Source organism: Wenyingzhuangia sp. IMCC45533, assembly GCF_054111225.1.
Map to the genome: position 1 here is coordinate 648430 of NZ_CM134197.1, position 21571 is coordinate 670000.

Here is a 21571-nt window from a genome sequence, read left to right on the forward strand (position 1 = left end):
CCAGTTCGGAAAGCCTCATTTTATATGAGGCTTTCTTTATAGATTAATTTTGTCTATTTCTAGTATTGACATATCGGGAATATCATACAAAGACATTTTTCCTATTCTAACTCTGATCAATCTAAGCACCGGAAAACCCATAGATGCAAACATTTTTCTTACTTGCCTAAATTTTCCTTCTGTAATTGTAATACTCGCCCATGATGTGGGTCCGTGTCTATCATCTCTAACTCCTTTTCTTCTCTTGGGTAAATTGTCAGGCACCGCTATTATCTCGGATTTACAAGATAGGGTAGTGTAGTTTTCTTTCCCAACACTTATCTCAACTCCGGCGTTTAATCGCTCTAAAACCTGTGAGTCTAATAAGCCATCTACTTGAACATAATATTCTTTTTCAACTGATTTAGAACGGACTCTTTCACTTTCCTTTCCACTAGTAGTTAATATCAATAATCCCTCGCTGGGTTCATCCAAACGTCCAATAGCCATAGTCCCTTTGGGAACAGAATACAAATCTCCTAAAAACTTTTTTTTGTGTGCATTTTTCTCAGCGCTTACAAATTGCGATATATAACCATAAGGTTTATGTATTAAGAAATGTCTTTCCATTCGTATAAAGAATATAGAAAAAATTTGGTATTAACAAGTAAGTCATTTATAGCACCTTATCTATCAAATCTGCAGGTCGGGCTACAACTCCTTTATCGTTATTAATCACAATAGGTCTTTCAATTAATTTGGGATTGATTATCATCGCTTTTATCAGTTCTCCATCTGTAAGATTCTTACCTCTAAATTCGCTCTTCCAAACAGCTTCATTCTTCCTTATCAAATCCATTGGTGATATATCTAAAATTTTAACAATTCTAGTCAAATCATCTTCCGTTAAAGAATTGTCTAAGTATTTAACAACTAAAAAATCTACTCCCCTTTCTTTCAAGTAAGCTACTCCTTGTCTGCTTTTAGAGCAACGCGGATTGTGGTATATTTCAATCATCTGCTACAGTTCGTTTTTAGTTTCTGGCTGACCTTGTTGCATTAAATACGATTTTATAAAACCGTCAATGTCTCCATTCATCACGGCATCAACATTTCCTGTTTCGTAAGCTGTTCTCACGTCCTTAACCAATTTATAAGGGTGCATTACATAGTTTCTAATTTGCGAACCAAAATCAATCTTCATTTTGTTAGCTTCAATCTCATTCCGTGCAGCCATTTTTTTCTGTAATTCTAACTCATACAACTGAGATTTTAGTAGCTGCATCGCTTTGGTCTTATTGTCTAATTGAGAACGAGTTTCAGAATTTTCTATAATAATTCCAGAGGGGTGATGACGTAAGCGAACTGCTGTCTCTACTTTATTTACGTTTTGTCCACCAGCTCCACTAGCTCTCATGGTTTCAAAGCTGTATTCTGATGGATCTATTTTGATTTCAATTGAATCATCAACCAAAGGGTACACATATACCGATGCAAAAGAAGTATGTCTTTTAGCATTGCTATCAAATGGGGAAATACGCACCAACCTATGTACGCCATTTTCACCTTTTAAATAACCAAAAGCGTATTCTCCATCCACTTCTATCGTTACCGTTTTAATACCCGTAGTGTCTCCGTCCTGAAGATTTAGTTCTTTAATTTTAAAGCCTTGTTTACCAGACCACATAGAATACATTCTTAACAACATTGCTGCCCAATCGCAACTTTCCGTACCTCCGGCACCAGCAGTAATTTGTAGTACAGCACTCATTTCATCACCCTCTTCTGAAAGCATGTTTTTAAATTCGATACTTTCAATCAGATCTAGTGTCTCTTTGTTTAAAATATCAACGTCTTCTTCCGTAGCTTCCCCTTCTCTAAAGAATTCAAGTGTAATGGACAAGTCATCTACTAGGGTGGTTGCTTTATCATAATCATCTACCCATTTTTTAAGCCCTCTTAAAACTTTCATATGAGCTTCTGCCTCTTTGGGTCTGTTCCAAAAATCTGGAGATAAAGATTGCTCTTCTTTGTTTGAAATTTCAATCTTCTTTTTATCAATCTCTAAATATGCTTTCAAATTAGTAACTCTATTTACTAATTGATGTAGTTGTTCTTGAGTAATCATATAACAAAGGTATAAAAGGTATATTATGGCTACAAAAAAAGAGGCTTTAAAGCCTCTTTTTTAAAAATTTAAAACCTATTTTAATATCTAGATGCTCTATAATCTTCGATCTCAACATCCTCTTTTAAAGCGCTAAATAGACTTCTAGACACATTTGATTTTAGTTGATTGGTTGATTCTTTCAATTGAACTTTAGTTTCCTCTTTGTTAGGTTTTTCAACATTCTTAGTTACAATAGCAAAGACTCCTTTATCTCCTACAATTTCCTTAGTCACATCTCCTTTATTGGATGCATAAGCTGTTCCTATCACTCCTGGCTCTATTCCTACACCTGGAATCATAGCAGCAGATAAACGAACATCAGAAAAAGACTTTACTTCTGTGTTATTAGACTTAGCAATCTCCTCTAAATTAGATGCTTGCATTTTATCCTTTAAAATTTTTGCTTTCTTTTCTTTTAATAAAATAGGTTCTACTTTACTAAAAGCATTTTCAGCAGACATCAAACCTTTTTCTTGTTTGGCCACTAGTGCTACAACTGCATATCCCTTTTCATCTAAATCAAACCTTTTAGAATCATTTAAATCAGTTTCATCATTAAAAGCCCATCTTACTACACTTCTGTTCTCTCCAAGAGCTCCTACATACACGTCTAGCACCTTTAATCCATTTACAGGGCTAACTGAATATCCTTTCTCTTTAGCTAGAGCTTCTAAATCCCCTCCTTTTTTCAACTCACTCGCAAAAGTTTCTGCCTTTTCAAAAGTTTTATTTTCTGTTTTTTCTGAAGCTTCTATTTTTCTAGAAATAGTGGCCAACTTGTATGCGTTGTTAAAATCTTTCTGATCTTCTATTTTAATCACATGATAGCCAAAACTCGTTTTAACTACCCCTATATCTCCTTTACTGTTCTCAAAAGAATAATCTCTAAAAGCAGGAACCATGCTATTGTATGAAAACCATCCTAGATCACCTTTTTTAGAAGCAGATCCTAGATCTGCAGAATAATTTTCGGCCAATTCACCGAATTTTTTTGATCTCTTTTGCACTACTTGCAAAATACTATCTGCTAATTTTTTAGCCTCTTCTTGGGTTCTTGTAACGTTTTGTTGTGCACTTCTAGATCCTGCATAGCTAATTAAAATGTGACTAGCTTTAACAGAGTCTGGAATTTTTTTAACATCTAATAATCGTGATATTTTGTAATATTTAGAGAATTTATAAGGTCCTACAATACTACCTACTCCACTGTTTTTAACATCTTCTTTAATTACTGTTGGTAATTCGCTTTCTTTTTGAAATTTGTCTACCAAAGGTAAGTCTGTTCCTACTTCGTCTACAAATTCTTTAATATTATCAGTACTTTCAAAGCCTTTAACCAATTCAGTAGACTTGGTAATTTTATTATATTCTTCTTTGTCTTCTAGTAACAATTCTAAAGATTGCTTAATTGCTTGTTCATCTTCTTTAGATGCTTGAAAGTTGAATTTTACAACTTTTAAATTTCTTGTTGCTTCTGTTTGAAACTGTGACTCGTTGTCATTGATATAGTTCGCTACCTCATCCTTAGTTACCTTTACCTCAGTATCTTTTATTGACGAAAAAGGCAAGTAAACATAATCCGCAGACACTTTGGAGTTATTTAAAACCTCATCGTTAACAGCCTCGTTTTCTGAAACATTAAGACCTACATTAATCAAGTTATTGTATGCTTGAGTCAATAAATTCTTTTTTACAGCTTTCTCGTAATTAAGCCACCCTTGTAAACGAGCTTTACCTTGCTCAGTTTTATCATTCTGTAAATCTGCAACGTAAGCTTTTAATTTGTCTTCACTAAAACTCGCATTAGCATCTTTAAATTGAGGAGAATTTTTCACTTCATTGTTAGCAATAATCGCTTCCCAAATTTCGCCTTCTCCAACTACAACTCCAGCTTCTTCTAGTTTAGACTCGTAAATTTTTTCACTTACTAACTGATTCCAAACCATATTTTCAATAGTCATAGCTCCATAGTTAGATCTACCCGATTGAGCTTTCGTAGTTTCTACTCTTGTAGCATATTCTTTGTAGCTAATTTCTTTGCCATTGACTACTCCTATTACATCACTGTTTTTATTACTAAAAAAATCAATGATATCCTTAGGACTTACTACGAATGAGAACATCGCTAAACCAATAACGATGATTAAAAACCCTGAACGATCTCTAATTTTTGATAATATTGCCATTTGCTATTTTTAATTTTTTTTGATTGTCCGCTAAAATACGATTTCAATTGAATTCAAGAAATAAAAAGAAAAGATTTAAACGAAAAAAAGGTTACTCTTCTTTATAGTTTGATTTGATATAAACCTCATCAATACGAGTGTTGGAAACTTCCGTAGTTTTTATGTAAAAGTCATTGATTACAAACTCTTCTCCTTTTTGAGGAATATCTTCTATATTTTCTATGATAAACCCCCCTAAGGTTTCGTAAGACTCCGATTTAGGGATGTTCAACTCATAAGTTTCATTCAAATAATCAACTTCTAGTCTTGCAGAAAATTGATATTCATCCTCTGCTATTTTTTCTTCCGTTAAAGCTATTTTATCGTGTTCGTCTTCAATTTCACCAAATAATTCTTCTACAATGTCTTCTACGGTTATCACACCGGATGTACCTCCGTACTCATCAATTACAACGGCAATGCTTTTCCTTTTTTTCATCATCACGTTTAGTACGTCGTTAATAAACATCGATTCTGGAATAAATTCTACAGGTAAAATAACAGACTTAATTTGTTTAGGTAGTTTAAACATATCAAACGCATGCACATAACCTACAATATCATCTAAAGAAGTTTTAAATATTAAAATTTTAGAAAACCCTGTATCTACAAAGCGCTGCTTTAGTTTGCTAACTCTCTCATGAATTTCCATAGCCTCAATATCTGTTCTAGGCACCATAATTTCTCTGGCCTTCACCGAATTAAAACTCAATGCGTTTTGAAAAATTTGAATTTCGGAGTCAATCTCCTCGTCGTCTTTCTTACCTATTTCTATTTGTTTATCTATAAAATCTCCTAGTTCTTCTTTGCTAAATTCAGCTTCATTTTCATCTTGGTTGGCACCGAAAAACATTTTTAGCAGGCTGTTAGATATATTTTCTATAAAACCTGAGACAGGATAAAATACCACAAAAAATATATAGGCCGGTAATGCAAAAAACCTTAGCATCTCATTGGCATATACTCTAAATATTGCTTTGGGTAAAAATTCTGCAGAGACTAATATAATAATCGTAGAAATTATAGTTTGTAGAATTAACGAGTCGTTGAACGGAATTGGTAAAAAAGATAACAGCAATTCGCCCATATAGTAACTGTAAACAACCAAGGCAATATTATTTCCCACCAACATTGTAGTGATAAACTTTGATGATTTTTCTGTAAGTATCGTCAAAAGTTTAGAAGTCATTCCTTCTTTTTTCTTTTCTAAAGCTACTTGCAATTTATCTGACGAAACAAAAGCAATTTCTAAGCCCGAAAAAAAAGCAGAAAATAAAACTGAGGTGATAATGATAAAGACTTCTATATCCATAGATGTTATTTTTTGATTCCTCTGCCTTTAAATCTTAGTTTAAAAACAAACATAAAAATTGCCAATGCAGCCATTAAACCAGAAACTATAGACTTTTGTCTATCAACATTCCAATTCAAAAAAACTTCTACAATAAAGATTATTCCAACAACTAGGTACGCCCAAGCTATTATTTTTGAAAACTTATACATGTTATTTCTCTTAATTATCGACAACAAAGTTACCGTTTGTATTATTTAATATCCAATTATTCAATCCACTATCAGACTCAAACCCAACTCCATTAATTGTGTCTTGTTCTGTATAAATAACAAACGGAGTCTCCGTAAAAAAATAATTTTCTTTTTGATCCCAGTACATTTGTTCGGAATTTAACGTAACAGATTGGCTGTGATTGACAATTACAACATTACCAATTATTTCTGAAAATGCCGTGTTCGCATAGCTAATTGCATAATCTCCTGTAATAGTTACAGAGTCTCTAGTTTTTCTATTAATGTTCACAAATTTTACTCCGTCAGGAAATTCGGAGTATGGATGTTCTTTTCTATTGCTGAAATCCAGAAAAAGTGGAGAAATTAACCTACTCGTTACGCTTCCAGAATCTTTATACATATGATTGATGTTTTCTGCAATCCCCACAGGTAAGTTTTGATCTGCTAGAAAATCATTAATCTCTTTCGTCGAATTTTTACAACTACATGTAACAATTAAGGTCAAAAATAGAGCATATGTATTACACACTCTAAGTATTAAAAAATTGAATCTATCCATTGATACACAAATATAGAACTATATATGATATTCATAAAAAAAAAGGATTAACTAGTTTAGTTAATCCTTTTTTTTATGAATACCTCAATAATTATTCTCTCGGGTTTATTTTGATGAATTTCAACTCATCAAAATAAATTTTATCTCCCTTAACCATAGCTGGATTATCAGCTAAAGTAATATTAGTATCTAGCCTTCTATTAACTGCTATAGCTGATGCTACCACAACATCTTGAGTAACTGTTGTCCACTCTCCAAGAGGTACGGCACTTAAGTCCCAATCTATATTGAGAGCATTCGTATTTGTCATCTTTACTATATTAGCACTTTCTCTAAAAATTTCATAAGAAACTCTGTAAGTTCCTGCTTCATAAGGTTCTGCACCGGTACTTCTATTGAAGTTAGTTCCTTGCAACCTCACAGAATTTAATCCTTCTCTGTGAGTGTAAGACATACTACTTGGAGTTCGGTTAGCACCTCTTTCTGTAGATCTGAGATATACTGGATTATCTGGAGAATTGTTGCCATTACCTACCCAATATCCAAATGCATCTGCAGCTTTCCATCTATTTGTTTCGTTAATAGTCGATGCAGATCCAAAGGTAGCCCAATCTTCGGGTAAAATATTTTCACCTAAAGGGACCAAAACTTCCTCATCAACAAAACTTTGTAATAGTCTTTCATCTACAGATCTAATACCTCCAGGGGCAGCAGGATCAGTAGTAGGATTATAAGTAATTGTTACTTGATCAGTATTAAATAAAGGATCTACTGATAATACAATTTTCGTTTTATCATCAGAGTCTATCTTTATAGCATTGATGTTAATTTTTTCATTAAAACCAGCATCCGGGTTCACTACACGAACAGTAAAATTCTTTATTTCTCCAGTAGCTAACGATTGTATCTCACCACCGACTTTAAATTCAATATTATTATTTTCCATATCAGCCACCAAACTTCCTGGCACTACTACGTATGGTTTTGTAGAAGGTATTACTTCAATTTCTAAATCTATAATCTTTAAAACATCTGTCCTAAGAGGTGCAGAACGTGTAGTTGTAATACTACCTGCTCTGAATGTTCCTAAAGAATTAAAAAAAACTTCTACACTCTGAGCTCTACTAGTCTCTACACTACCACCGTTAAATCTCCATGTTCTTGTATTAGGCAAACCGATAGAAGTTTCTGTATTTAAGTCTGTAAAAACCAGAGATTCTCCTGCCTCTATAACAATTTTGTTTTCTGTTATCTCAACATCTTCTTGTGTAACTATAAAAGAAGGTACTGGATCTGGAAAAACTTCAAATTGATATACTTTAGACACTTCCCATTTTCCATCTGAATTTTTTACGGTGCTAATAGTGTCATTAGAAAATCTAACATCAGTTGCTATTGGAAAAATACCTCTGTAGGTAACGGATTGCATACCACCTTGATCAAACAGTACATGTACAATATTATCACTTGTAGACTTTCCTTTATTTGTATCTATAAAAGATTTTAAACCTAAAGTATCGCTAGCTCTAAAATTGCTCTTCAAAAAATTACCAGAACTTAGTGTCCAAGTACGGGAAACATCTCCAAGAGATAAATCTCCCAAAGAAACAAAATCTTTTTGCCTTATTTGATTAACTTCAGATGTGCTGATGCTATTATCAGGCAAGAACACAAAACCACTAGTTACATCCGTTCTTGGTTCTACTAACAATTCTTCACCACAAGAAAATAAAAGTATACTGGTAAAAACTGTAAGTAAAAATTTATATACATAAGCTTTCATATCTATAAGTTTAAAGGGTTTTCATTATTTAAAATTTCAACAGATGGCAAAGGTAAGTAACCTCCATAACTTCCATAGTTTTGAGCAGCCTCTACAAATTGTCTGTGTGCACTCGCTCCAGAATCTCCTTTGATTACTATAGAATTTGGGTTTACGACTGGTCTGTCAAGAAGCAAAGTTCCATGGTTTTGAAGAGAAAAAGATTGTTGAGATACATCATTATACCTATCTTGCGCTCCCCATCTTCTCAAATCAATAGTTCTTGTAGCATGACCTTCTACTGATAGTTCCAAGGGCTTTTCGACGTGCCTCAAATGCTGACGTACATTTTCCTTATTAAAGGGAGAGAATGAGCCTGAAGTTAACTCCGCAACATCCCAACGTCTTCTAACCACGTTCATTTGTTCAAGGGCTTCGTCAAGTCTATCTCGTTCAATATAACATTCTGCTAAATTAATGTAAGCTTCAGCCAACCTTAAAATGGTTACGTTTTTACCGGATTTTCTATTTCGCATATCAGTAATATCCTGTTCACTAATTCTAATATCGTGATTGGTGTACTTTTTAAACATCGCCAAATATGCAACAGGTAGTTGACCATCATTTATGGTTCTTTGCCTTAACAAACTTCCATAACCAACGTTAACTGAAGGCTCTCCGTAATATACTGTAGGCTCCTCGTCCTTTACTAAGGCAATCATAGCAGAAGCTCTCTTCGATACCGTTCTATCTCTTAACCCGCCAAAACCATCATCTATTTGATTTGCAGATTCTTCATCTTGGTATAGTTGAATAAGCCAAGAAGCTGGCAAATATTCAGCTCTAGCTCTTACCAACGAGCTTTCAAAAGCAAGACTATTATGTAGACTTGTATCGTCAAATTCAGATTGTTCAAAATTGACATCTACCGTGTAATTAACTTCCAAAATAGATTCACTATTAAACTCACCAGCAGTGGTAAACATAATTTCTGGTTCTGCAAGAGTATAGTCTCCAAAGTCACTTGTCTGGGTTAACTTCTCGTAAATAGGTATTGCTAAATCGTATTCTTCTTGGTATAAGTAATGATTTGCTAACAGCATAGCAGCCACACCTTTGGTTACTCTTCCTTTATCTTCAGGTTCAAAATCTTGAACGTTAGGTAAGTTTGTTAAAGCATAATTCAAGTCATCCAAGTAGAATTCAATAACTTCTTCAGAACTAGACAATTTACTTGGAGCTTCTATTGCTGATGGTATATACCTATCTCTTATAACTACTTTCCCTTCATTGAAGGTTGAGTGCGCATAAAAGTGGTACATCCCTCTAAAAAGTCTCGCTTGTGCCATTTGTATTGTCCATTCATTTCTTGCCTCTTGAGAGGCAATAGATGACTCAATTTGTTCTAGACCAAAAATTACTTGATTCGCTAAGAAAATACCTCTATACAATGCAGCCCATTTACCGTTAATTTGAAGAAGGCTATTGTTCAGCTCTAAATTGTTTAACCTAACCAACTCTAATTCAGGTTCTCCCCCAGGAATACGAGATCTTGTTGGTGCTGCTAAATCTGTAGTTAGCGCCTCAAAGGAAATACTTAATATGTTTTGATTGTATAAGTTGTTGTATAAAGCATTTAATCCTTGATCAGTATCATCTAAGTCTTCAAATCTTACCTCTGGTCTATTTGGGTTACTCTGATCTAAAAAGTCATCTGTACAACTGATAGTTACAAAGCAAGATGATAGTATAATGCAACTTTTTACTATTATGTTATATCTTTTTTTCATTTTTTTAAAATTTTAATTTGAATCCAATATTGTGTGTTTTCGCTAATGGGAAAACACTAGTATCCACACCTCTTCTATTGATGTTGTTACCTCCAGTACCTGGATCAAATCCTGAATATTTGGTGAAAGTAACTAAATTCTGTCCCGATACATACACGCTCGCAGAACTTAAAGCCAACGCGCTTAGCCATTTTTTAGGAAATTTATAAGAAAACGTTATGTTATTTAGTCTAATGTAACTTCCGTCTTCTAAAAGTCTATCTGTATTGGCTGCATAATTCAAGTCAGCTCTACTTCTATCTCTCCATACAGGGACGTTAGCATTTGTATTTGTTGGTGACCACTGATACAATAAATCTCTATGTCTCCTTTCAGAGAAAGCCGTAGCTCTAGAACCGTTTAAAACTTCGTTACCAAATGACCCATACCAGTTAGTTGTTAGACTGAAATTTTTATAGGAAATAGTCGCATTTAAACCAGCTTCAAATTCGGGTAATCCACTACCTCTAACTTCTCTATCACCTTCATCAATGCGTCCGTTTCCATTCACGTCTACATATTTTAAATCACCTTTTCGTGCGTTATTTAGATTGGTAGCATCTTTGTACTCAGCCAATTCGGCATCATCGTTAATGATTCCATCTGTTCTATATAACAAGAAAGACCCTGCTTCAAAACCTTTGACTAAATGAAGTACAGATGAGTTTCCGTCTCCATTTACTAACTGCGCTCCATTCAATGGTACAATATCAGTATTACCAAATAGTTTTGTAACCTTATTGTTGTTTGTTGTAAATGTTCCCATGATATCCCAAGAAAAGTCTTTGACTTTGTCTCTATATCTTAATGAATACTCCAAACCTTCATTAATCATATCTCCTACGTTTATAACTGTTGTTGCCTCTCCCGCCGCAACTCCAACATTGAGTCCAACACCAGAACTAGGAGGGATTATTACATTCAACAATAAGTCATCTTTACTCGTTCTATAGTAGTCCGCAGTAAAAGTAATCTTGTTTTTTAACAGACTCAAATCCACACCGTAATTAAACTGTTTTGTTGTTTCCCATTTAATATCTGGATTTGATAGCCTGGTTTGAGCTTGTCCTACAGCAAGGTTAGTCGAATTTCCGAACACTGTATTTAATCCGGTATTGAATGTTGGTATATCTTGATATGACGTAAATCTATCATTACCCGTAGTTCCATAACTTATTCTATACTTAAAACTGTTCACAACAGATTTAAGTGGTTTCCAGAATTCTTCTTCAGACACATTCCATGCAAAAGAGGCTGAGGGAAACAAATTCCATCTATTACTTTCTGAAAACTGACTAGAACCGTCATATCTAGCACTCAAATTAAGCAAATATTTTTTATCATAATCATACAAAACTCTCGCAATAGTACCTATCCTCGTAATTTCGAAGTCTGGAGTTATGAAAGAGTTGTTTATCAATCTCTGAATTTGCAAATCAGAAGTAGCTACTATTGGCCCAGTGGCATTACTAAAACCTGTTAGCCCGTTATCTAGTAATCCTTGCGCATTTAGTGCAAAAGAAGTGTTTTTTTGTCTTTCTGCTGAAACGAGCGCAGTTGCAGTAATTGAATTTTTCTTAAATTTCTTTTTATAATTCAATCCAGCATTCCAATTTACAGTAAAGTTTCTGCTCACGCCCTCAGTGGTAGATCCTTGTATAAAATTATCTCCACCAGCTCCGTCTAGCCCTAAAATCACAAAAGGTCTGTTAGAACTTGATTGATATTGATGAGTAAAACTACCTCCAAGTAAAGTTGTAAATTGTAAATCTGGTGTAATTTGATAGTTAATTTGAGAGTTTACATCTGTTCTATATCTATCTCTTTGATTTTTATTTTGCAAACTACTTAAAAGAGAACTTATTCGGTTTCTTGCAGTACCATTAGAAGGAAAGTCCAACACTTCATCTATAGTTGGCAAGAATGGACTAAAAATGATTGCATTTCTAATAAGAAAACTACCAACCAATTGGTTATTATCTATAGTTAAACCAAAACCTGAATTAAAAGACCATTTATTTTTTTTCACCCTAACATTCGCACGTAAACTATATCTGTCTAGCTTTGCACCAGTCACAATTCCTTCCTGCCCAAAATACCCACCTAAGATACTATAATTTGCATTTTTGTTACCACCAGAGAATCTCAAATTATATCTCTGTATTAAAGCGTTGTCTTCAATAGCAAAATCTGTTAAATCTGTATCGTTTAACAATGCAAATATAGACAACCCTCCAACAGCAGCGCTAGAAACATTATCTACAAATATCTGTTCAGGACCGTTTAACAACGGTGTAAATTCACCTGACGGTAAGTTTTGTACACCTATGTTTGCATCAAAACTAATTGTATTCGTATTAGGCTCTCCTTTTTTTGTAGTTATCAAAATTACTCCACCAGCACCTCTTGTACCGTAGATTGCAGCCGAGGCAGCATCTTTCAAGACATCAATAGTTTGAACCTCACTAGGGTTGATATTTGGATCTTCGTCATAAGGGATTCCATCTACAACATACAGTGGATTGTTAGTTCCTGTTAATGAAGAGACTCCACGAATTGAAATACTAGAAGGTTCTCCTGGTTGACCCGAATTTGTATTTACATTTAAACCAGCTACTTGACCTTGTAAAGCACTCGATAAATCCGCTGTTATAAAATTTTCAATTTGCTCTGCTTTAACCTGAGCAACAGCACCTGTAACTTCTTTCTTTTTTACTTTACCGTACCCAATTACAACGACTTCATCTAATTCATTAGATTCTTGTTCTAATACTACATTTAGTGTAGGCCCTTTCACTTTTATTTTTTGAGTAGCCATACCAATATAACTAAATTCTAGTACATCCCCTTTCTCCGCTTTGATTGAATAGACACCATCAAAATCAGTAACAGTCAACACATTAGAACCTACCTTGGTTACTGTAGCCCCGATAACAGGAAATTCATCTGCCGAACTAGTAACCACACCTGTTACGTTTTTTTGAGAGTAAGCAGTATTGCTTGACAAACAAACCAAAGCTATAGTTGCGATAAGAAAGGTCCTAGCAGCTATAATTTTAGTTTTAATTATTTTATATTTTTTCATTTAGTTTAGTTTTAATTATTTAAATCCTGCTCTTTTTTATAAATCCTACCCGATAGAGTACCCTTTGTGAATTTGCAAAACATTTCTTTCCTCATGATTTTAATGCGTTTAAGTTAGTTTGGTTTGTTATAAATTGATAATTCATGGATAAATTCTTTAAGACCTTAATTATTAATCATTTTTAACAGTGTATCGATAAAAAATCTACAAGAATTTAAGTCTAAATTTGCGGATTCAATATACGCACAAATTTCAACTATAGCAAGTGCTATTTAGTTAACAAAGGTAAATAATATGGGTTTACTCGTAAAATATACTGACATAACGCATATTTAAATACGTTAATACATTGATTTTGTTAGACTTAGACAAACAACAATTAACAAAGTATGGAATAGTATGTTTTGCTTTTTTATTGAATTTTAAACAGACTTAACCCTCTTCTAGACCTTTATTTACGTATTGGCCAGGCGTAACTCCGTACTTATCTTTGAAAACTTTGCTAAAATGAGATCTACTTTTGAATCCTGTTTCAATAAAAACCTCGTTAACAGTTAATTTGTCTCTGACTAAAAATTCGGCTGCTTTTTTGATTCTAAAGTCTTTGAGTAGCTCAAAAGGAGTTTGTCCAGTAATTGTTTTTACTTTCTGGTAAAAATGAGTTCTATTTAAATATAGCTGCTTTGCTAGCTGATCCATATCCAAATCTTTGTTATCTAAATTCTCAGTCATTAACTTATACAAACCTTCAATAAATTCAACATCTTTTTGAGATTGACTAGATTTCTCCAATTCTAAAGGAAAATCTGCCTTAAATCTTTCTTTTAGTACTTGTCTGTTTCTTAACAACGATTCTATTGTAGAAACCAATCTCTGATTGTTGAACGGTTTTTTTATATACGCATCTACACCTTCGTTGATTCCTTGTATCTGTTCTTCGTCAGAAATGCAAGCGGTAAGCATCACCACTGGAATGTGGCTTGTTTTTATGTTGTTTTTTATTTCTCTACACAATTCAAACCCATTCAATTCTGGCATCAATACATCTGTTAATACAATATCAGGCCAATCTTTTTGCATTGCTGCTAAACATTCTGCTCCATTGGTAAATGTAGTCACCTTAAAAAAGTTGGCTAATATTTCTTCTACAAAGTTTCTCAATTCTACGTTGTCTTCCGCATAAAATATTCTAGCTTCTGAAAACTCACCATTAAACTTTATCTCAGACAAATCAATAGTTGGCAGAGATTGTTTTTCAATTTCAACTTCTAAAATCTCTTCTCTGTGCAGAACTTCTTCCATGTGATTTTCATAAAGCCTATCCACGTCTACAATTGGCATATCTAAATGTATAGTAGTTCCAACACCTAGTTCGCTATCTGCATGAATGTAGCCATAATGCATTTCTACCAATCTCTTCGAAAAAGCGAGACCTATACCAGAGCCTCCAATATATTCTTTTGTCATCCTTTTAGACTGGTAAAAGCGTTCGAAAATATAAGGTAAATCATCTGGAGCAATTCCTTTACCTGTATCTCTAAAAGAAACAATTAAACTATTGTCGTCCTGCCTGTAATCCAATATAATATTATCTCCAGATTTTGTATACTTAAAAGAGTTGCTGAATAAGTTATTAAAAACTTTTTGCACTTTATCTTTATCTGCTTTGACGTATATTCTTTTTTCAGATAAATTATTGATTGTTAATTTTTTGTTTTCTTTTTTAGCTAAAAACTCAAAATCGATAGATAGTTTTTTGATAAAATCATCAAAACAAAACGATTCGTACTCCATTTTTAATTGATCTCTATCGGACTGCTGAAAATCTCTAACTTGATCTATTAATTCTGATATTCTATTAGACTGTCTTTTTACAATATTTAACTTAGACAAAATATCTACGGATTCTCCGTTTTTTATTTTTTCCACTAAAAAATCCACGGGTCCTGAAATTAATGCTATTGGAGTTTTTATTTCGTGAGTGATATTTGCGAAGAATTTCAACTTGGATTCGTTGATATCTTTGATGTTATCTATTTCTAATTGTTCTATCTCTAATGTATGATTAAGCTTCTGAATTTTATAAAAAATTTGAAATATCAAATACATGATGATAAAACCTAATAATACATAAATTGTATAAGCAGTATTAGATTTCCAAAATTTAGGTTTTACATTGATATACAGCATTTTTGGAGCTGTCCATTGATTTAAAGAATTCGCTGCTTTTACTCTTAGGGTGTAATTGCCAGATTGTAAACCGTTAAATTCTATAATATTTTGCCCACTCGTTAAACTTATCCATTCCTTATTCAGAGGTTCTAATTTAAATTGAATTGGGTAATTATTGTTGTTGGAATAATGTAAAGGAATTACTTCTAATGAGAATACGTTTTCATTAGAATTTAAGGTTAATGTTTGTTTATGAGATAAGCGTTTATTTAACAAGACTCTTCCGTTAACCGTATCGTTAACCTTAACCACACTGTTATAGATAGATAGTTCCCCAAATTCTAAAGATGGAATTTCGTCATTATCTACAATCTCCTTAGAATTAAAATAACAAAAACTGTCACTACCAACTAACACAAAGTTATTCTCACCTAATGCTTGAGAGCCAAAGTAAAAATCTTCAAAAGGCAATCCATCATCTTTGGTAAAGTTTCTAAATGTTTCTGTTTTGATATCAAATTTGTTTAGTCCTTTATTGGTAGTAATCCATAAATTTTGTTCGCTATCTGCCAAAATGCTTTTGACTACATTATTAGATAACCCATCTTTTTCTGTATAGGCTATAAATTCTGGGTTGTTGGAGTTACTATTTAAAACTTTAGAAATCCCTCCACCCTCGGTACCAATCCATAAATCTTTGTTAGGGAGTCTAAGTACGGAAGTGACAAAATTGTTAATTAATGATTTAGGATTGTTTGTATCTGTAGTAAAGAAATCTATTTGTGCTTTGTCTAGTTTTTCCTCAGGTTTTAAAGTAATACGAATCAAACCATCGGTTTTATCACCTATCCATAAATAATCGTAAACAGGGTCTGCGTATAAAAAACGATTGGTTGTGTAAACGTCTTTGGCAAAGGATGGATTGTCACTTAAATCTTCGACTCCTAAAATTTTCTGATTTTTATCAATATTAATTCTAAAAACATCTTTATTATAAGTTAACCAAATATTACCTTCGGGGTCTTCTGTAATTCCTTTGTTCTTACCGTGTGAGAATTTTGATATAAGCAATTTTTCAACAACGGAAGAGCCTTTTTTAACTCTCCCTACAGATTCTTGATACTCACTACTAAATACTCCCCATGTGTTCCCTTTAGAGTCTACATATATAATTCTAAAATTATTTTTTGCTATAGCATCAAATTTTACTTTTTCAAATGTTCTAGTCTTAATATTAAATATTTTAGAGCTATTAAAATTTCTATCGGTATAAAAACTATAATCATTTTTGGCTACAATGCTCAAAAATCTATCATACTGAATTGGACTCGTGTAAAAAGGATTTTTCTTCAAATCTAAGAGAAATACACCCTTGTTATAAGAACCAATCCATGCATACTTGTGATCAAAACTTACAATACTGCTAACTCTTAATCTGTTATGCCCAGCCTTAAAATATTTAAGACTGTAATTTTTATTGTTTTTTAAACGATCAATACTAGATACTCTTGTAGCTCCAGACATGGCTGTACCTAACCATAACTGATTTTTATAATCTACGTTTGAACAATTAAATACCGTTTCATTTAAATATTTTGCTTTTTTCTGAAAAACATACCCTTCCTTTAAAAGTTTAAAGTCAAACATGGTCAAACCTCCATTGGAATTACCCACGTAAAAAGTATCTCCATCATATTTCTTTATAAAAGTGCAATCGAACAAATTTGAATCTTTTATCAACTTTGCTTTCTTAGTATTTATATTGAAAATAATTGCATAAAATGTGGTTACGAATAAATAGTTCTCTTTGTCTAAAAGAATTGAATTTAGAATCCACTTTTTATTTTTTATATCTATGTTAAATTGATATTGTCCTTTAAACTTAAAATTTTTGTCAAAAATATAAATACCATCTCCCTCAGTACTACATACAATTTCTCTAGTAGTTGGATGAATAGATATTTTGACAATTATAGGTTCCTTGGCGAGTTCTTTGGTATTAGTTGTATATAATTTTGTGAACTTTTCTTGCTCTATATTATACACTGTTAACCCCCTATCGGTACCTAGTAATAATTCTCCTCTATCATTCTCAGTAATAATTCTAACTCTGTTACTGTTTAGTATTTTATTTTGATAGGAGTTTTTAAACTGTTTAATTCTATAACCATCATATCTATTTAAACCATCGTAAGTTGCTATCCACACAAACCCCTTTGAGTCTTTAAAAATTGAAGTAACCCCATTATGAGTTAATCCGTTAGATATGTTTAAAGATTTATAATAAGAGAGTTCATTATTCTGGGCAGGTGTTTTAACTGATAACAATAAAAAAAACAGAAATAGGGTTATTTTTTTAATCATTTAATAATATTTTTGGCAAATATATCACAAAACTCAATAATTTATACTGTTATGGTTCGTAATTAACATATTTTATTATCAAAAATTTAAGAGTATCATTTGAGTATGAAATTAGAATATAATCTAGTTTATTTTAAGCTACTAATTAGAGGTTTTAACCAAATCTCGAAACAACATTTTTATCTAGTAACAATTTTAAAAAAAAGCCGATTTAGTACACTTCTCAAGTCCTAGCTAAAACTCGCACATTGCAGCAATTCTCAAATTTTAATTTAAGTAGCTCTAATAATAGATATCGTATACTTTACCCAAACCTTACATTTATTTTTGAATTTAAAAAAAAATTCGTGTCTCTTGATACGTAAATCTTGCATTACAAAAAGTTGATTCAATCAGCATTCGCTCATAATCATTTTTTCAAACACTATTCAATCTTATTCTCCAAGTCTAGTATAAATGCATATTCCTTCGCAACTTCTTTTAACGCATCAAACCTACCAGAAGCTCCACCATGACCAGCATCCATATTTGTATCTAGATAAAGTTGATTGTTATCTGTTTTTAACGCCCTAAGTTTAGCTACGTATTTTGCAGGTTCCCAATACTGAACCTGAGAATCGTGTAATCCAGTAGTGATTAACATATTTGGGTACTGCTTACGTTCTATATTATCATAAGGGGAGTATGACTTAATGTAGTCGTAATATTTTTTATCGTTAGGGTTTCCCCACTCATCATACTCTCCAGTTGTTAGAGGAATCGTTTCATCCAACATAGTAGTCACAACATCTACAAAAGGTACTGAGGCTATTACTCCGTTAAACAACTCTGGATTTGTGTTAACAACTACTCCCATCAGCAAACCACCTGCGGAACCTCCCATGGCATACAAGTGCTCAGGAGATGTCATTTTCTGATTAATCATATATTTTGCACAGTCTACAAAGTCAGTAAAAGTATTTTTCTTGTTCAATAATTTACCGTCGTCATACCAAGGTCTCCCTAAATACTCTGACCCCCTTACGTGTGCCAGCGCAAAAACAAACCCTCTATCTAACAAACTCAACCTGGCTGTACTAAAGCTGTCATCCACAGTATGTCCATAAGAACCATAAGCATACATAAATACTGGGGTATCACTATTAACTTCAACATCTTTTCTATGAACTATGGATAAAGCAACTTCTTTACCATCTCTAGCCTTTACCCAAATTCGTTTACTCGTGTAGTTTTCTTTATCAAAATTCCCTCCTAAGACTTCCTGCTCTTTCTTAATTTCTTTTTCTTCGGAAACCATATTAAAATCTATCACCGAGCTAGGTGTCGTCATAGAGTTGTACCCATAGCGTAACCAATTAGTGTCAAACTCCGGATTACTACCTACGTAACAAGTATAAGTTTCTTCGCTAAATGGTAAATAATAATCTTTACTTCCATCCCAACTGATGATTCTTATTTTATTGAGTCCATGGTCTCTTTCTTCTAAAACTAGAAAATTCTTAAAAATAGTAGCATCCTCTAACAGAACATCTTTTCTATGTGGAATTACATCCTCCCAGTTTTCTATACTTGTTGAATCCTCAGAGGTTTTCATCAACTTAAAGTTGGTCGCATTGCCATGATTGGTTAAAATATAAAACGAATTTTGATAATGCATAACACTATATTCCAAATCGTCAGTTCTTTTTTGAAAAACTTTAAAATCTCCGTTTGGCTTATCTGCAGATAAAATTCTATATTCAGTTTGTAATGTACTGTAAGAACCAATTATCAAATATTTTTTTGACTTAGTTTTACCTACATAAACATTGTAGGTTTCATCTTTTTCGTGATATACTAAAGCATCGTTTACACTAGGTGTACCTAAAAAGTGTTTATACACCTTATCACTTCTCAAAGTAACATGATCCTTTTTGCTATAAAAAATAGTCTTATCGTCATTAGCCCAAGTAGCAGAACCTGTGGTAAATTCTATAGAATCCTCTAAAATTTCTCCAGTTCGTAAATCTTTAAATTTTATAGTATACTGTCTTCTTCCTGTGTCGTCAAAACTAAAAGCCATTAGACGATTATCGCTGGTAATCGATAAACCTCCAACATCAAAATAATCATAGCCTTCAGCAAGTATATTAACATCTAACAATATTTCTTCCTTAGCCTCTAACGATTCCTTTTTTCTAGTATAAATGGGGTATTGTTTACCTAATTCGTATCTAGTTACATAATAGTATCCATTTTTAAAATAAGGAACAGAACTATCATCTTCTTTAATTCTACCCTTCATTTCTTCAAATAAATCCTCTTGAAATTTTACAGTATGTTCAGTTTTATACTCGTAGTAAGAGTTTTCATCGTTCAAATACGATAATACTTTAATTGTTTTTTCAGAAGGCATTTCTGCATTTTTCTCTTCATCAGACAAACGCAACCAATAATAATCGTCAATTCTTTCATCCCCATGCTTTACCAACTTAGCGGGCATTTTATCTGCTACAGGTGCTTTAATTACCTTCATCTTTTTACATTTAATTGTGACTGCAAAAATAATGAATCCCAACACGATAGTTAAAATTCTTTTTACATTCTTTCTCATCTATTTTTTTGTGTGAAGATATTTATAATCTTTATATCTTGCTACAAATAAAAACTAAGACTCATGTTCGGAGATATGTCTAAAATAATGGGGCAATTACAAGATGCTCAGAAACACGTAGAAAAAGCAAAAGAAAAACTTAACACTGTTTTGGTTCATAGCAATTCTGGTAGTGGATTAGTAAATGTAACAATAACAGCTAACAGAGAAGTAAAAAAAATTGATATCAGTGACAATCTGTTAAATGACAAAGAAGCCATAGAAGATTATCTAATACTAGCTCTAAATGATGCCATAAAGCAAGCAGACCAAATAAACGAACAAGAAATGGCAGCAGCCGCAAAAAAAGGACTTCCTTTTTAAAGACACTTGAGATAACAAATTCTTTTCCAAGGGCGTTCCCCTTTGGGTCGGGCTATCCGCTATATCTTTTACTAGTTTTCGATACAAATTTATTCCGTTTCACTACATAAATTCACTCAAACTGACAGTAAAAGGATGCCGCTACTATCCCTAACGCGTTTTATTTAGTAGTTGATGGTTGGTTAGTTGGTTAGTTGGTTAATAAAGAAATGTAAAATTTCACTGTTTAATATTCTTAATCTTTAGCTTCTTTAAGCAATCTAACGACAATTCTATATATTTTATAACTCCTACCTTCTTAACTCCTTAACTACTTAACTCCTGCAATTCTCAACTACTTCACTCCCCCAACACTATCCATCCACCTATAAAACAAAAAAACCTCATTCAATTGAATTGAATGAGGTTTGTAAATTCTAATGTGATTTTAGAATCAAAAAAAGGCGATGACATACTCTCCCAGCAAGTGCTAGTACCATCTGCGCGAATAGGCTTAACTTCTCTGTTCGGAATGGGAAGAGGTGAGCCCTATTGCAATAATCACCTTAAGGTCTTGGTTGGTGGTTGTTCATTGTTTGTTAGTAGTATCATACTAACAACGAAAAACCCACAACTAATTATGTGTTAACATATTGATATTATAAATCATGTTTCCAATCCATTGAATAGCTAAAATCATTAAAGTCCGCAAGTACACAAGCCTATGGGTTATTAGTAATACTCGGCTATGACATTACTGCCTTTACACCTATATCCTATCAAGGTCGTAGTCTACAACCACCCTTTAAAGAAATCTCATCTTGTGGTGGGTTTCGCGCTTATATGCTTTCAGCGCTTATCCCTTCCCAACGTAGCTACTCAGCAATGCTCCTGGCGGAACAACTGATACACCAGAGGTTAGTTCAACTCGGTCCTCTCGTACTAGAGTCAAATCCACGCAAAT

Annotated in this window: 12 protein-coding genes and 2 rRNA genes (1 of these 14 cut by a window edge); 1 reads left to right on the plus strand and 13 read right to left on the minus strand. The window is 33.0% G+C overall.

Annotated features, from left to right (window positions below):
• Positions 1 to 36 precede the first annotated feature (36 nt).
• The 11 genes from ACXGQW_RS02840 to ACXGQW_RS02890 all read right to left on the minus strand — a co-directional run bounded on the left by ACXGQW_RS02840 (position 37) and on the right by ACXGQW_RS02890 (position 20187).
• Complete coding sequence (locus ACXGQW_RS02840) at positions 37 to 609, minus strand: pseudouridine synthase (protein ID WP_457823595.1); 573 nt, start codon at positions 607 to 609, stop codon at positions 37 to 39.
• A 46-nt stretch (positions 610 to 655) separates the two neighbouring features.
• On the minus strand, positions 656 to 997 hold the full coding sequence (gene arsC, locus ACXGQW_RS02845) for an arsenate reductase (glutaredoxin) (protein ID WP_457823596.1): 342 nt from the start codon (positions 995 to 997) through the stop codon (positions 656 to 658).
• A gap of 3 nt (positions 998 to 1000) precedes the next feature.
• Positions 1001 to 2107, minus strand: coding sequence for a peptide chain release factor 2 (gene prfB / locus ACXGQW_RS02850; protein WP_457823597.1), 1107 nt, complete (start codon positions 2105 to 2107; stop codon positions 1001 to 1003).
• 80 nt (positions 2108 to 2187) lie between these two features.
• Entirely contained in the window at positions 2188 to 4335 is a 2148-nt protein-coding gene (locus ACXGQW_RS02855; protein ID WP_457823598.1) for a peptidylprolyl isomerase, read from the minus strand.
• A 91-nt stretch (positions 4336 to 4426) separates the two neighbouring features.
• On the minus strand, positions 4427 to 5686 hold the full coding sequence (locus tag ACXGQW_RS02860) for a hemolysin family protein (protein ID WP_457823599.1): 1260 nt from the start codon (positions 5684 to 5686) through the stop codon (positions 4427 to 4429).
• Between the two features lie 201 nt (positions 5687 to 5887).
• Positions 5888 to 6406 carry an LPS export ABC transporter periplasmic protein LptC gene (lptC, locus tag ACXGQW_RS02865; protein ID WP_457823600.1) on the minus strand — a complete coding sequence of 173 codons (519 nt, stop codon included), beginning with the start codon at positions 6404 to 6406 and terminating at the stop codon, positions 5888 to 5890.
• 145 nt (positions 6407 to 6551) lie between these two features.
• Positions 6552 to 8243 carry a hypothetical protein gene (locus ACXGQW_RS02870; RefSeq protein ID WP_457823601.1) on the minus strand — a complete coding sequence of 564 codons (1692 nt, stop codon included), beginning with the start codon at positions 8241 to 8243 and terminating at the stop codon, positions 6552 to 6554.
• A 2-nt stretch (positions 8244 to 8245) separates the two neighbouring features.
• A complete protein-coding gene (locus tag ACXGQW_RS02875) occupies positions 8246 to 10012 on the minus strand; it encodes a RagB/SusD family nutrient uptake outer membrane protein (RefSeq protein WP_457823602.1) in 1767 nt (588 codons plus the stop codon).
• Positions 10013 to 10016: 4 nt separating this feature from the next.
• On the minus strand, positions 10017 to 13136 hold the full coding sequence (locus ACXGQW_RS02880; RefSeq protein ID WP_457823603.1) for a SusC/RagA family TonB-linked outer membrane protein: 3120 nt from the start codon (positions 13134 to 13136) through the stop codon (positions 10017 to 10019).
• Between the two features lie 432 nt (positions 13137 to 13568).
• Positions 13569 to 17672 (minus strand): ATP-binding protein, encoded by a 4104-nt coding sequence (locus ACXGQW_RS02885; RefSeq protein WP_457823604.1) that lies wholly within the window; start codon positions 17670 to 17672, stop codon positions 13569 to 13571.
• Positions 17673 to 18096: 424 nt separating this feature from the next.
• Positions 18097 to 20187, minus strand: coding sequence for a S9 family peptidase (locus tag ACXGQW_RS02890; RefSeq protein WP_457823605.1), 2091 nt, complete (start codon positions 20185 to 20187; stop codon positions 18097 to 18099).
• 141 nt (positions 20188 to 20328) lie between these two features.
• Between ACXGQW_RS02890 and ACXGQW_RS02895 the strand changes: the two genes are divergently transcribed.
• Positions 20329 to 20628, plus strand: a complete 300-nt coding sequence (locus tag ACXGQW_RS02895) for a YbaB/EbfC family nucleoid-associated protein (protein WP_457823606.1) — start codon at positions 20329 to 20331, stop codon at positions 20626 to 20628.
• Positions 20629 to 21066: 438 nt separating this feature from the next.
• On the opposite strand, the gene rrf is transcribed toward ACXGQW_RS02895, so the two are convergent.
• Together rrf and ACXGQW_RS02905 are read right to left on the minus strand one after the other, a co-directional pair.
• Positions 21067 to 21176, minus strand: a 5S ribosomal RNA gene (gene rrf, locus ACXGQW_RS02900).
• A gap of 143 nt (positions 21177 to 21319) precedes the next feature.
• Positions 21320 to 21571: ribosomal RNA gene (locus ACXGQW_RS02905) — 23S ribosomal RNA — on the minus strand (it continues 2555 nt past the right edge of the window).